The sequence below is a fragment of the Cnuella takakiae genome (genome assembly GCF_001953305.1).
Classification (GTDB): domain Bacteria; phylum Bacteroidota; class Bacteroidia; order Chitinophagales; family Chitinophagaceae; genus Flavisolibacter; species Flavisolibacter takakiae.
Genome location: NZ_MTFE01000010.1, coordinates 125,180 through 140,129 on the forward strand (window position 1 = coordinate 125,180; position 14,950 = coordinate 140,129).

Here is a 14,950-nt window from a genome sequence, read left to right on the forward strand (position 1 = left end):
TGGTTAATGTTTGGGCGGCCTGGGGCCGTAAATAGGATTGTAGTAGGGCGGTATCGATTTCCGGTTGATGCGGGCAATGACCACCTGTGGCCTTTGCTGCTGGTTGGCCCGGTCAATGATCCCCGGCATTTGCAGCTCCAGCTCAAGAGGCGAATCGATGGTATAGGCATCAGCACCGAGGCTTTTAGCAAAAAGGGCCAGGTCGGGGTTGCCCAACTCGTAAAGGTTATTCCATACATCGGGGTGCTGCGGGTCGGGCGCAAAATGGTTCATGCCCTGGGTTACCATCGACAGGTTATTGTCGTACAGCACGATCCAGATTGCGCCAACCTTGTACTGGCTTGCGGTGGCTACCTCGGTGCCCTGCATCAGGAAGGCGCCATCGCCCACAATGGCAATGCAGGTATCGCTTGGGCAGCCGATCTTGGCACCAATTACGGCACCCACGCCAAACCCCATCGGACCCATGGAAAGGGCGCTGAAGATTGCTGTTGGTGGTGCAATGGCTAGGTAGTGCACCGACCAGCCCACGCAGTTACCAGCATCGATGAAAATATTACTGTTGGCAGGCAGCGTTTGTTGCAATACCCGCATCAGCGCAGCGGGCTCTATCGGGTCATTGTTGCATGCATACTCATCCGGATTTACAAATGGCGATTGGGTCTTGATGGATGCAATCAAACTTTTTCTTTCCGCCACCAGCTGCTCGTCGGGAGGGAACTCGGGTATCAGCGAAGCCAGGTCGCTGATAAAGGCACCCGCTTCGCCTACGATGCCCTGTGTTACCTCGAAAGAACGCGCAATAATCTTTTGGTTGATGTCTACCTGTATGAAAGGGGCATCTTCCCCGGAAGGCACCAGTATGGGCAGCCAGGAGTTGGTGGACAGTTCGCCCATGGAAGAGCCGATGATCAGGATGCCATCGTAGGGTGTTGCAGCTGCAGTAAGGTATTGATAGGGCCACATGCAATCGGCCATGCCATAAACCCGCAGTGAGAGGTCGTGCGTTTCGGCAAAGATCCCCTTGGCATCGGGGGTGGTGATCACCGGTATGCCATAGGTTTCTACAAAGTTCTGGAGCGATGCGTAAATGGCAGGATCTCGCAGGGCCTGCCTGCAGCCGTTGCCTAAAAACAACAGGGGCCTTTTGCACCCTGCCAGGGCCGAAAATGCGGTGCGCACTTCTGCCAAAGGCGCACCGGTAGCGCTGGTGCGGTAGGCAGTTGTTTTAACCGACAACTGCGTGTTCGGCAGCAGCTCCAGCGTCACATTTACCGGCAGACTTATATGCACCGCCTGCCGCGGTAAAGACAGCGCATCGCGGAATGCCTGTTTCAAAATGGTTTCGGCATCTGTTGCACTTACAATGGTGCTGCTGTACCCGGTGGCTGCTGCAAAAACAGCGTTGATGTCAATGCCGGCATCAATGCCTTCCTGCAGGTATCCCATACCAAAGAACTTCTGGTCCACCTCACCACTCAACAGCAGCATGGCAGAACCATCGGCCTGTGCATTCATAACGCCTGTAAGTGCATTGGTGGCACCGGGGCCCGTAGTTACCACCACTACGCCAATCTTCCCTGTTGCACGGTAATAGCCATCGGCAATATAGGCGGCGCCCGTTTCCTGTTTGCAGATGATGTAGCTGATATCGCCGGTATTGTTTTTCAGATCAACAAGCAAGTTCATCAGGCCGCCGCCAGGAATACCAAATACATAGGTAATGCCTTCCAGTTTGAAGTAATGCAGCATCAGGTCGCCAACTGTGGGTGCAGCAGCAGGGATACTGCCAGGTAGGTTTTGCGCCATTGGATAACGGTGAGGTGGTTTGGTGGAAGAATGTAAAAGGGGTGGGACAGGATCGGGGGAAGGATACGTGATGAGTAAAGTATAGATTATTTAGCCAAATCAAAACCTTTTGCATGTTTTAAAATGACCTGCCTGCTTTGCCGGTGCAAATTCTTCTACTAACTATTACAGGTACCTGCCAAAGGGCAGCTGCAGCAACAGCAGGAGGCAGGCGTAACCTAGCAATTGTTGCAGTAAGCAAAACAGACTTTATGGAAGCAATGGTCCTAAAGCCCTTAGCAGGTGCAGTGACTGCAAAAAAAACTGCCGGACAATGGGTCCGGCAGTCTGTAAAACGAAAACTGTTTTCGTTATTGAAAGTGGCATTTCATAGTGATGAAATCGCGTATAAGCAATTAGTCAGGCTAAAACCATTCAATGCACCAGTTGCATGGTCCCACTGAATTTTTCTGGCCCCTTAGAAACTATACCGAACACCGATCTGTGCCTGGAAAGGCGTACCACTGATGGGCGACACTCCCGAAGTGGTGTTTACGCGATAGCCAAAAGTTTCTGTTTCAGGGCTAAAGGAAGTGATGTTGTAAATGTTTTGCTTGCCCAGGCTCTTGTTAACACCCCACTTCTTGCTGAAGGTGTTCGATACGTTGAACAGGTCTACGGAGAGCTCAACGCCATGCTTTCTGTTGATCATAAGCTTCTTGGCCAGGCGCAGGTCGAAGGTGCCGAAGAAGCCATTGATACCCCCATTGCGTTCGGCAATTTTGCCAATGCTGCGGGTGATATAATCCTTGAGGCCCTGCTCCACATCGGGGTTGTTGAGAATGGCATTGATACCATCGGCAATATACTTGGGTGTGGACAGGCTGGTAGGATCGTATACATACGCGAGGTCGTTGGAGTTTACAAAATCACCGTTCATATTACCGGCAACGGCCAGTGAGTAGCGGGTGCCACCCATACCCGAGAAACGCAGGCCAACCGTAATGCCCTTGATGCTGGGCGCATTGGCATATACCACCACCTTGCTCCGGAAATGGTTATCGGCGTAAGCCATGCGGCTCAGGTCGCGGGGATCGTCTTTTACCATCAGGCTGAGGGTAGCCGTGTTGGCTACGTTACCATTGTAGGATGTGTTGTCGCGGCTATCACTCCAGGTGTAGGAAGCCGTGATCTGTCCATCCCTGAAGTAACGGTAGGTACCATCTACAACTATAGCATACTGGTTCTTTTTACCGTCGCTGATCAGGTCCAGCACGCGACCCAGTGCATTTGTTTTGCGGCTGTTTACCCAGGTGGCCACACCGTTGCGGGCATTGATGGTAGCAGCAGGCACATACACACCCCGGTTGGCTTCCTGCTCGATGGTGAAATAAGGCTGGTCCACCATGTTGCGGTCCACATACATGTAGTTGTTGCGGGCCAGGGTAGCATAAGCACTTACACCCATGCGCAGTTTGGAACCAAAAATGTGGTTGTAGGTAAGGCTTGCTTTATACACCGTAGGGATCTTCACATCCTTGCTATTGGTATTGAGGGTAACCAACTTTTCCACACCGGGGATATTGAACAATTCCTGGCCGGGTGCAGTGGCGGGGTTCTGGCGGTAACCAATAAAATCGGCTGCAGGCAGGTTGGTGGTCATATCTACCGAGGCCACCTTGGTACCATCAAACAGGATATTGTTGATCATGGAATATGGATTGAGGTTGGAACCGAAAATACCGGCACCAAAGCGGATGAAATCCGTCTTCCTTTCGTTCACATCCCACATCAGCTCAAAGCGGGGCTGCACCTGCGTGGTGTTGATCTTGTTGCTGGTGTTAATACCCAGCTCCTTATCGGCAACAGCGTTGTAGTTGGCGCCGTTCAGGTATTGGGTATTGTCCAAACGGATACCGGCCAACAGGTTTACGCCTCTTCCCAGCTTTGTTTCCATCTGTGCATAAGCACCCGATGCCATCTGGTGCAGCACGGTGGAAGGATCGGCCACGGTGGCAATCTCCCGCACATAACGGTAAGGCGTGTTGTTGGCAAAATTTTCTATACCGGTATAGAAAAAGCGGCCGTTCATTTCACTGCCATACACGTTGTGCATGCGGGTGTACATCAGGTCTACACCAAAAGTATACTTCACTTTGTCGGTGTTGTAATACAGGTTGTTCACCGCCTGGTACACCGTTCCTTTAAACCACTCGGGCGAGAAACGCTGGCCACCAATCTGGATGGAGTTGGTATAGTTTGTACCATTGGCACCGGTAGAAGTAACGTTCTCCACGATGGCGCGGGGAATGCCGGCTGCGGGCAGCTCGGGGCTGGGAATTACAAATTCATTTTGCAGGAACTGCTGCGCCTTGAACTCGTTGGTGAGCCTGGGGTTGATAGAGGTGCGCAAAGACAGGATCAGGCTATTGTTCATCTTCTTACGGTCGATATACGACTCGATGGCATTGATGCCCGAGTTGTCGCCTTCCGAAAGGTTGTCGATCTCGTACACGTAGTTGTTGCGGATAGACAGCAGGTTCTTGCTATTCAGCTGCCAGTCGATGCGGCCAAACAAGGCATCGGTGCTCCTGCTTTTATCGAAAGAACCAAACTGGTTGCCGGCACCAACGCCATACTTTTCACGGGCAATGGCGGTGAAGCGATCCAGCGTGCTTTGCGTTACGCGGAAGGCTGCTTCATCGGCAGGGGTGCGGATGTCGGCATTGTTCAAAGGCCTGGAGTCTTCCTGGTGATCCCACACAAAGAAGAAGTGGGCTTTGTCTTTTACAATGGGGCCGCCGATGGAAGCGCCATACTGCGCGGTAGAGAAAGGCTGGTTGCGCTTGTTGCCGCGGATATCATAAGAGCTCGACAACTTGTTGTGGCGCAGGAAACCAAAAGCGCTACCCGAGAAGGTATTGGTACCCGACTTGGTAACGGTGCTGATGGTACCGCCACCTGCGCGGCCTTCGGTAACATCGTATTCATTGTTCACCACCTTGAACTCGCGGATGGCTTCAATGGAAATGGAATAAGCACTGGATGTGCTGCCACCGGCAATGGTGCCGCGTGCCGACATACCATCGATGGTGAAGTTGGTAGAAGACTGCAGCTGGCCGCCAATGCTGGTGCCGTTTGCCACAGGCGACAGATCGATCAGCGATGTGAAGTTGCGGCCGTTCACAGGTAAGGTATTCAGGTCTTTTGGCGAAATGGTGGTTGCGGCCCCTACGTTGGCCACATTGCGGCGCAGGGTATTGGTGGTTACCACTACTTCAGTCAGCGCACCTTCGTTTTTTACCAGGTCGAAACCTATCTCCAAACGGTCACCCTGGTTTAAGGTAATGCCGGTTTTTTTCTCTGTTTTGTAGCCCACATAAGAAACAGTGATGGAATAAGGCGTACCCAGGGGCAACTGGTTGAAGATATAACCGCCTTCCTTGTTGGTAACCGTTGTTGCCGTAAAGCCGGTTGATTCATTCTTTACAAATAATGTAGCGCCCTGTACAGCGCCTTCAAGGTTGGCAACCTTGCCCAGCACAACGGCCTGCGTGGCATTTTGCCCCCAACAAAAAAGGCTGTTCAAAAGCAGTAGCAATAGTAGCGTACCTGTAAACTTCAGTTTCATTTTAATGATCATTGGTTAAGTATAGCAGATGGTGTGCAACAGATGAAAGCGCCGGTAACTTGTTATTGCTTGCCGTATAAATGGCTTGCAATACAGCTCGCATAATGACCGGAGTGGCCTTCACCCTTCACGGCGTAAAATGAATGCTTGGATGTAACCTTAAAATGAAGAGAAGATGACGCTTGTGTTAAGTTTGAACAAATAGCCCGAAGACCAGGTGCGGCAAAGACTTGAGTACTGCATACTGGTGCACAGAGGCAAGCCTGGGCGTTTATAAACAGGCCTAAAAAAAATGTCCCCGCTAGAGGCGGGGACATTGTCTACTCCAAAAGAAACAGCTATTGTTTGATACACTTCACTACTACAGATTTGCCACCTTGAACAGCTTCCACCAGGTACATGCCCGGCAGGTAGCGGTGACCAACTGTAAGCGTGGTATTTGCAGCCAGGTTGCCTTTCACTTCCACGATCCTGCCGGTCATATCCATTACCCTGAGTTGTACCGGCTTATCTGTTTTACCCGTTATGCGGATGGTAAAGTAAGCCGATGCAGGGTTGGGGGATATGGCTACCTGCAGTTCGCCAGCTTGGTTTTCATCCAGCACAGCCACTTCCAGGTCTTCAGCACCCAATAGCCCGGAACGCGATCCGCTGCAATCGTCATCGATACCATTGCCATCAGTAACCGGTGCACCGGGGTACACTTTGTTGTTGCCATCGTTGCAATCACCTTTTTTGGATACATATCCCGGAGGTGCAGCACATGCTTTAATGGTGCGGCTTGTGTTGCCCCAGCCATCGCCATCGGCATCACGGTAGTAGGTGCGTTTTGTAAGACCTTCATCAATGGTACCATCACAGTCATTGTCCAGTCCGTCGCACAGTTCGGGAGCACCGGCATATACCGTTCTGTTCTTGTCGTTGCAATCGCTGCTATTGCTTACATAGCCGGCAGGAGCAGCACATGCTTTTGTGGTTAGGTTGCGATCGCCGCGGCCATCGCCATCAAAGTCGCGGTAGAAAGTACGCTGGGTAAGCCCTTCATCAATAGTCCCATCGCAATCATTATCCTTACCATCACAAAGCTCGGGAGCGCCTGGATAGATCTTGTTGTTGCCATCATTGCAGTCGCCGAGTTTGGTAACATATCCCGATGGACGGCTGCATGCCTTGCGCATTTGTGTACTATTGCCCCAGCCGTCGCCATCGGCATCGCGGTAATAAGTAGTACCTACGCCTTCGTCAATACTGCCGTCACAATCGTTGTCCTTTCCATCACAGATTTCGGTTGCACCCGGATAGGTTTTGTTGTTGGCATCATCACAATCACCTTTCTTGATCACATAACCTGTAGGTGCGGTGCAAGCCTTTACACTCAGTGCAGTATTGCCCCAACCATCACCGTCGTTGTCGCGGTAGTAGGTCTTCTGCACGCCCTCGTCTACCAGGCCATCGCAGTCATTGTCCTCACCGTCGCAAATTTCTGGTGCACCCGGGTAGTTGTCGTTATCGTTATCATCGCAGTCGGTGTTGGTAGTTACTTTGCCACAGGCAATAGGAGCACCAGCGCCAAAACCATCACCATCGCCATCTTTAAAGTATACCATGGTGTCGTCACAATCCTGGTTGTTGGCCACATAGCCCTCAGGCGACGTGGTAGCGCATACAGCCGTTTTGTTGTTGGGATCGCCAAAGCCATCACCGTCACTGTCCTTATAGTATGTAACAGGCGAAGTAGAAACAGCCGCATCAAGCGGATCACAATCTACCTCATTGGCCACACCATCACCATCATTGTCGGCAAGGGTTCCATTACAGGTATTGGCTACCGGCTGAAAACCGGCGGTACTGGCACTATTATCTGTACCTTTTGTAAGCCAGGGTTCGTAATCTGCCGGTGCATCTGCTTTTTGCTGCAACACCGTAGCATCTACGGTACCATACCAGTTGCAGGTTGCATCTATAGCATGGGTCCATGGCGCCATGGTGGTTACGGCATTGGGACCTGTTCCTATTGTTGTATTGTAAAGCGGGAACGTAGCACCAGTACTGGATCCCTGTTGACCATCGGCATATATGGCTTTGTTCAACTGAGGATCAAACCAGTTTTCGTTAACCTTGAATAATCCGAAAGAGGCATTATCGGCATCGTGGTTGAAAAAACCAACGCCAACACCGCCGCTTACGCCTGAGCCATAGAAGAAGTTGTTGCGGATGATAGCATCATTCTGGGTTTGCACAATCTGGGCCGAGTTTGTTGAAATGGATTTGGTATTTACGGCGATGTCATAAAAGCTGGTGCTGCCGCTTTGTGGCGTGAAGCTGTTTTGCGCAACCCTTACTTCCCGCATATTTTCCAAACTTACCGCCCACCGGTACTTGGTAAAGGTGTTGCGCAGCACATCAAATACTTTACCCTGCTGGTTGTTGCGCAGCCGCAAGATGGCGGCGGTGGGCGCAGACACCTGTGCGAAGCTTCCATCAAAGGTATTACCCGAAATGATGGTGGCGCCTGCACCTGCATTGTGTTCTGCCACTTCAACACCACCACCGTTCAACTGGTTGTCCTGTATCAGGATGTCGCCATTGGTACCAAAACGAACCAGCACATCGTGGTTGATGCTTTGCAAGGTATTGCCGGTAAAAGAGCCGCCGGCTTCATCGGCAGCAACGGCTGCCCTGAAGGCAGATGTACCTGCCGCGGTAACGATGTTGTTGTGAAACCGGATGCTGTCCAATCCATTTGTTGCCACGCGGTAGGAAGTTGCTCCACCGTAATTCAGGCTCACGGCATTCCGGTCGCCATAGGCTCCTGTTGCGGGTGTACCATAACAGTCGATCCTGTTGTTGGTAATGGTAATTAAGTCAATGTCATTGCCGCTGGCAATGATGGCACTTTTAAGTTTTGCCAGGTCTACGTTGAAATGAAACCTGTTGATGGTCACGGCATCAACGCTGATATCGAATAAGGTGGGTTTACCCGAAACAGTGCCTGTAAAATTGATGATCGGCAGGGTGCTGCCCGTTCCTTCAAAGCTTGCCGACTTGTTGATCACCACCTGCTCATTGTAGGTACCCGAAGCCACCAGTACCCTGCCGCCGGGTGCTACCCTGGGCACGGCCTGTGCAATGGTTCGGTAGGGCGCCCTTTGCGACCCGTCACCATCAACCGGAGCTGCAGCATCCACATATACAATCGACAATTGCCGATTGGGTAAGGAAGCATGCTGGTTTTCCACCAAAGCATTGTTGTTGGCCCGGCTGATGGCAGCAATGTCGGGATAGTTGTTTACCGATCCACTCTGGTTGATAAATACAATATCATACACATTGGCATTTGGGCCCGTGCCCCAGCTGTTGCCAGTAAAAGTAATATGCGCATCGGAAACAACCACCCAGCCACGCGTACCCTGGGTAAGGTTATCTGTTACTACGCCTGAAACATTATTGTTGATATAAGCGGGTTGCCGCAGGCTTTTGAATGTATTACCTATAATTTCAAGCCCGGTAACACTACCCGTCACTTCCAAAGCGCGGCTTACATCCCCTTCGCCAAATACATATTGCCCGCTGATGGTGCTGTTGCGTAACTCGAAATTGTTGGCTAGCACCTGGATAATGTTTTGTGTACCCGCTTTATCCGTTTTTTCAATGGTTAAATTCCGGATGATAACGTTGGCAACAGTAATCTGGAACAGGAACGTTGTACCGGAAGTTTCTATTTTGGCGCCACTTGCCCCCTCAATGATGATTGCTTTATTAACAGGAATGGCAGAACCCGCCGGGTGTGTATAGGTGCCATTGATGCGTACAACATCGCCGGTTGCAGCATTGTCGATGGCTTCTTGGATCGTGCTGTAATTACCGGGCACATTGATATCGGCAGCACATATGCGGTTGGCAAATGCAATAGAAAACAGGAGCAATAGCAACCAGGGCAATATTGCTGTTCGACGTAAAAATTTTGTCATTGTTGGTAGTTTAGGTTTACCGGTCAAGATGAATGGAATGAATACAAAATGGGGTAGTAAACAACAGGTACCGGAAGGAGTTATAAGGCAGTAAAAAGGCAGGTGCAGGGCAAAGCAATGCTGGTACACCGGCATCAGCCGGGGTGTCAACAACAAGACACAGGAAGGACTACAATGCCCGTCGCGGTACAGCCATCATGCTGTCGCACAATACAGGTATTGGGTCCTTCCTAAAAAATTAAATGTGGATACTTAAAAGGGAGATAAAGCAATAGTATAAACGGGTTTCATACAGCAAGTTTTGGGTAAATAAATTTGGATAGATCTAATGAAGACGCAAGGCAAGCAATGATGAATTGATAAAGCAGTTTAAAATGTAAGCAGAATAGAAGAGTGCAGTTTACTTGTGTTATCCCTGATATTTAAGTATAGAGCCAGTCTTATAATGAGCAATCCTTATTGTGTTAAGTTGAAGTTAACGGAATTCTTTTCTATTACGAACACATCACAAATAATTTTTCCTGTAAAAGTTTACAAATGATCAATGTAAATATTCTGTTTTTCTTTCAAGCGCCGTTTGCACCGGCTGTTCAAGTTGGGGAAACCTGCCCTGTATAAGACAAATAAAGTCCATGTAATTGGTATGCCCGGCATGCAAAAGCCTTCATTAAAGGGCTGTGCAGCTTACGATATTTGATGGAACAGTATATCCAGCCCAGCATGCGCCAGGCTGGTGATGGATGCAACGATTTCACTACTGTTTGTGCTGAAAAGCTCCGGTTTCAACCACACAAAAAAACCCCGCTATTTGCGGGGCTTTTGTTCAGCATAAAATTTAGATCAATCATCCTCTTCTTCCTCTTCCACCAACAGAACAAATGCCGAGCGGCGAGGACCGGGGAAAGGAGTATTGCCTTTGATACCATGCCACAACACCCAGTTGAATTCGAGGTCGTTGTTGGCATCTTCCTTTGCAAAGTTGAAGCTTTCGCTGCGGCGTTGCCATTCGTTTTGTGCGAGGTTTTGTTCATCCAGGCTGACGCTCGGTATTTCGGCACGGAAAGCAGAGGCCTTTGCCACGGTATCGAAGCAGCGCCACAGCGGTACTGCCGCAGCATCGTACTGCGTCATGGGTGGCAAACCAAGGATCAGTTCCATGGTGCGCAACACCGAAGTGGTGGTATAGGGTGTGTGATCGATAAATCCACGTTTTACAAAACCACCCGCCAGGTATGCGGGACTGCGGTGTGCATCCACATGGTCGGCACCGTTTTGCGCATCATCCTCCAGGATGAATACAGCGGTCTCATTCCAGATAGGACTCTTTGCCAGGTGCTCGATAAACATACCCACCGCCAGGTCGTTGTCGGCTACGTGAGCGTAAGGGGTTGGCCGGTTCAGTCGCAGTCCTTCGGTATGGTCGTTGCCAAAACGCACGGTATTGAACTGCGGCACTTTGCCTTTTGCCAGCAGGGAATCAAACTCACGCTCCCACTGCCGGTAGCGGAAAGTGTCCTTGATGTTCATGTTGTACCCTGGATAATAAGGGCAGAAATTGTTTTGCAACACCGGGATATTGGCTTTGCCTTCATCAGCAAACTCACCGTAGGTACGGAAGCTCACACCATAGCGGCGGCACTGGTCCCAGATAAAGCCACCCTTGTTGTTGGCAACGGTACGCTCGCCCTCGCCACCATAAGTTCCGCCACGGCCGCCATAGCTGGTAGGCCATGTTTTCTCCAGGTAGTCGGTGGCATAACCACCCATGCTCCAGTTGTGGCCATCAGCGCTCACTTCGGCATCTACGTAAAAATTATCCAGGAGTACGAACTCGCTGGCAAGCCGGTGTTGGTTGGGCGTAATGTTCTTACCAAACAACAAGAGCGAAGTATCGCCATTGCCACCCGGCATATCGGCCAGCACCTGGTCGTAAGTGCGGTTTTCTTTTACTACATAAAACACGTACTTGATAGGGCTCTTCGTGCCTGCCTGTACCGGAATGGGATTATTGCCGGCAGGACCTTCAGCCTTTGCCTCTTTTTCTTTCGTATAAGCGGCATTGCGGTAGGCAGCCTTGGTATAAGCCTGCAACTCCGCTTCTGTTGGCGGCTTTATGATGCTCATGGTGCCCTGAAACAAGGCAGCAATGTATTGCAGGTCCTTAGCGGGTTTGGTGGTGCCTGCATGGTGGATCACCTCTTCGCGTTTGCGCAGCGGGTTGGGACCAAAAGGATTGGCCTTGCTTTGGAGGCCTTTGCCATTGGTTACCCAGATGCGGTTGTTCACCACCTTTACATTGGTAGGATACCAACCCGTAGGGATAAAGCCCCTTGGCCGACTGGTGCCCGGTTTTGACACATCAAATACCGCAAGACAGTTATTGTCGGCATTGGCCGCATACAGGGTTTTACCCGCTGCATCCAGTGCCAGTCCATTGGTGGTAGAGCCGCTGGGCGACTGGGCATACAAAGCCGCATCGAGGGTTTCCACAACCAGGCCTTGCCGCACATCAATTACCGAAACGGTATTGTCGTTGGCATTACACACATAAAGGTGTTTGCCATTGGGTGCCAGCAACAGTTCGTTGGGGTTGTCGCCAACGGCAATGGCCGGCTCAAACACCTGCTTTTGGGTGTCGAAGGTGAGCACCTTGTCGCAGCCCCAGCAGGAGATGTACAGCTTTTTGCCACCCTGGCCCAACAGGCAGGTATAGGCTTCGGCTTCCAGTCCCAGTTTGCGCAGCACCTGGCCTGTTTTCAGGTCCACTATATAGAGGCTGTTGTCTTCCTTGGTTACCACGTATAGCAGCCCGCGGCTTTCATCCAGCTGCAGGCCTGCAGGGCCAATTTTGTTGGGCCAGGGCTTGCCCAGGCTGATACTATCGGACAGTACCAACTGCCCGCCGGCAATACGGTATTTCAGGATGCGGTTGTCGTTCCCGCCGGATGCATACAGGTTTTGTTCGTTCCCGGTAAACTGCAGCCCGTACCAGCTCTTGGGAATGGTGATGGTATCGAGCAGCCTTCCTGCCCGTGCATCCAGCAGCTGGATGCTTTGCACGCCCTGCCCGTTGTTGGATACGGCAATGTATTTACCGCTGCGGCTCACGGCCATGTTCAGGGGCAGGTCGCCCAGCGGCAGCGAGGCGCCGGCGGGAGAAAGCTTCCACCCGTTGGGAAGCTGTACCGGTTGGGGCAGGCTTTGTGCGCCGGCGCTGAGCACCAGTGCAGATAAGCACCCCAGCATAAACTTTTTCATGATTGCGTATGGGTTTGAGATAAAGAACAAATTGCTAAGTAAAAGCAGGAGTCAAAAGGATTGCTACGGGCAGCAGGTTCCCTTTTTGCCTTTTGACTTGCTTGAAATTTATACGGCTTTTTTTACATACCTACCGACAGCGAGCACCACACACTGCGGCCCATGCCGTTGATACCAGAGCCGTGCGTGCGGTAGTCCACGTTGGCCAGGTTGTTCAGGCCCGCATTAAAAGCTACCGATTTATAGCGGTAGCCGCCGTATAAATTCATCACCTGCCAGCCGGGTGTACCACCAATGGGTATGCGGTTGTCATCCCTGTCGCCCTTGGCAAGGCGATCCTGCCGGTCGGCAGCGGCCAGCTCGAAAGCTGCATGGAAGCCGCTTTTCCGGTACTGCAGCAGCATCCTTCCGTTGAAAGGCGGTGTGCGCCGCAGCGGCTCGTTACGGGTTTCATTTTGTCCATAGGCATAGGCAGCACCTGCCTGCAGGGAGAGGGTGGGCAACAAACGAAGCCGTACCGATGCCTCGGCACCTTTCACATAGGCCTGCTCCACGTTTTCCTTCTGGTATACATTGTAGCCATTCACCACTTTGCCGGGCACCTGCACCCTTGCGATCAGGTTTTCCAGTTGCAGGTAATAGGCAGATGCTTCGAAGGAAAGGGCGGCTGCATTGTACCGGTAGCCCAGTTCCACATTGCGGGAGCGTTCGGGCTTAAGGTTGGCGGCAGGCACTTCGTACCGAAAATCAACAATGCCCAGTGTACCCATATCATCCACATTGGGTGCACGGTAGCCCGTACTGAAATTGGCGAACACGCTGTGCCGGTTACCCAACTGGTATAGCACACCTGCATTGTATACAAAGGAAGAGGGATGCAATTTTACCTTGCCGAGCGTAGTATCGGTAATGCCGATGGCGAAGCTGTTGTAGCGCACACCCAGTTCGGCAGTCCACCGGTTGTAATTGAAATGATGGAGGGAAAAAAGGGAATAGTTGCCATAGCCGGCGCCATCAGGGTACAGGCCACGCTTGCCCGCTGCTGCACCATTGGCCAGGTTAATGTCCTGTGTGCGGCTGCCCACGCGGTCATGGTAAAATTCCACACCCGAATTGATGCGCCACCAGAGTTTTACAACGGAAGCCAGGTCGATGGTCAAACCAGCAGTCCGGACATCATCCCGCTCATGCCGCTCGGTGGTAGCACCGTTCTTGCGGCTTTCTCTTTCTTCTATGCCCTGCTGGAAAGATGCTATTACCGACAGTTCACTTGCCCAGGCTTTGCTGGAAGGCACTACCAGCTTTGCATAGCTCAGGCTCCGTTGCTGTAACGCGGTATTGTTCAGGGCAAAATTTTCCAGTTTTACTTTGTGGTAAACGGGCACATCCTCCTGCCGCACCCATTGGTGGGCAAGGGTCAGTTCGGCACGGCTGCCCAGCAGGATCTTTCCTTTTACATCAAATGCTTTTTCACCATAACCCGAAGGGCTTTGCCTGCCGGTAGTGTCGCCGCCATAGAGGTCGCCAAAACGGCGCACCGATACACCGGCCTGTATGGCCACACGCTGGCTGCTATATTGTAGCTGCCCACGTCCGGTTTGCTCCATATCGCGGTTCACCAGCCTGCCCAGCACACCACCCTGTATGCGTTTACCATTTGCCGCATACCCGGGTTCGGTAGTAATCACCTGTATCACCCCACCCAGGGCATCGGAGCCGTACTGCACCGAGCCGGTGCCTTTGGCCACTTCTATCTGCTGGATGGTAAATGGGTCGATGGTGTTGAGGTACTGGTTGGGACCATACCGGAAAATGGCATTGTTCATCCGCACGCCATCTACCAGTATCAGGGTCTGGTTGCCGGTGAGCCCACGTATAAATGGCGAGCCGCCGCCATGGTTGGTTTTTTGTACAAACACACCGTTTACGGCAGCCAGCGCCTCTGGCGTGGTGCGGGCACCCGCCTCACGCAGGGCCTGCAGTTGCAGCACTTCCATGCTAAAAGGCACCTTTTGTTTTTGCTGCTTTGTACGTTGGGCACGCACCACCAGTTCGTCCAGGTTCTTTACAGTTGTATCGTTTTGTGCATGTAGGCTGCAATGGGCCAGTAATAAAATGGCAAGGAAAAAAGGAGCGCAACGATTCAGCATCATATCGGGCAGTTGGTTAGGGGTAATCGGGCCCAAATATGGCACGTGTTGGCCTGCATGCAAGATTAAGTCTGTGTTAAGTGATATGCGGGCCAGCCATCCGGCTTCCCCGGAAACACGAAGCAAGCTGCAGCAAAGAAAAACCCCTGCAT

At 51.6% G+C, this 14,950-nt stretch carries 5 protein-coding genes; all 5 read right to left on the minus strand.

Features of this window, described 5'->3' with window-relative positions; genetic code table 11:
• Positions 1–3: 3 nt before the first annotated feature.
• Positions 4–1,809, minus strand: coding sequence for a thiamine pyrophosphate-binding protein (locus BUE76_RS01030; RefSeq protein WP_073039295.1), 1,806 nt, complete (start codon positions 1,807–1,809; stop codon positions 4–6).
• A gap of 457 nt (positions 1,810–2,266) precedes the next feature.
• A complete protein-coding gene (locus BUE76_RS01040; RefSeq protein ID WP_073039475.1) occupies positions 2,267–5,419 on the minus strand; it encodes a TonB-dependent receptor in 3,153 nt (1,050 codons plus the stop codon).
• A 338-nt stretch (positions 5,420–5,757) separates the two neighbouring features.
• Positions 5,758–9,390, minus strand: a complete 3,633-nt coding sequence (locus tag BUE76_RS01045) for a MopE-related protein (RefSeq protein WP_158069909.1) — start codon at positions 9,388–9,390, stop codon at positions 5,758–5,760.
• Positions 9,391–10,230: 840 nt separating this feature from the next.
• The gene (locus BUE76_RS01050; protein ID WP_073039301.1) at positions 10,231–12,648 is read right to left on the minus strand and encodes a bifunctional YncE family protein/alkaline phosphatase family protein; all 2,418 of its coding nucleotides are present in this window, start codon (positions 12,646–12,648) and stop codon (positions 10,231–10,233) included.
• 122 nt (positions 12,649–12,770) lie between these two features.
• Positions 12,771–14,801 carry a TonB-dependent receptor plug domain-containing protein gene (locus BUE76_RS01055; RefSeq protein ID WP_216820602.1) on the minus strand — a complete coding sequence of 677 codons (2,031 nt, stop codon included), beginning with the start codon at positions 14,799–14,801 and terminating at the stop codon, positions 12,771–12,773.
• Between the last annotated feature and the right edge of the window lie 149 nt (positions 14,802–14,950).

What these genes read in the sequence shown, in the direction of transcription:
- BUE76_RS01030 (WP_073039295.1), bottom strand. Translation starts at nt 1,809, where the DNA reads ATGGCGCAAAACCTACCTGGCAGTATCCCTGCTGCTGCACCCACAGTT.
- BUE76_RS01045 (WP_158069909.1), bottom strand. Translation starts at nt 9,390, where the DNA reads ATGACAAAATTTTTACGTCGAACAGCAATATTGCCCTGGTTGCTATTG.
- BUE76_RS01055 (WP_216820602.1), bottom strand. Translation starts at nt 14,801, where the DNA reads ATGATGCTGAATCGTTGCGCTCCTTTTTTCCTTGCCATTTTATTACTG.
- BUE76_RS01040 (WP_073039475.1), bottom strand. Translation starts at nt 5,419, where the DNA reads ATGAAACTGAAGTTTACAGGTACGCTACTATTGCTACTGCTTTTGAAC.
- BUE76_RS01050 (WP_073039301.1), bottom strand. Translation starts at nt 12,648, where the DNA reads ATGAAAAAGTTTATGCTGGGGTGCTTATCTGCACTGGTGCTCAGCGCC.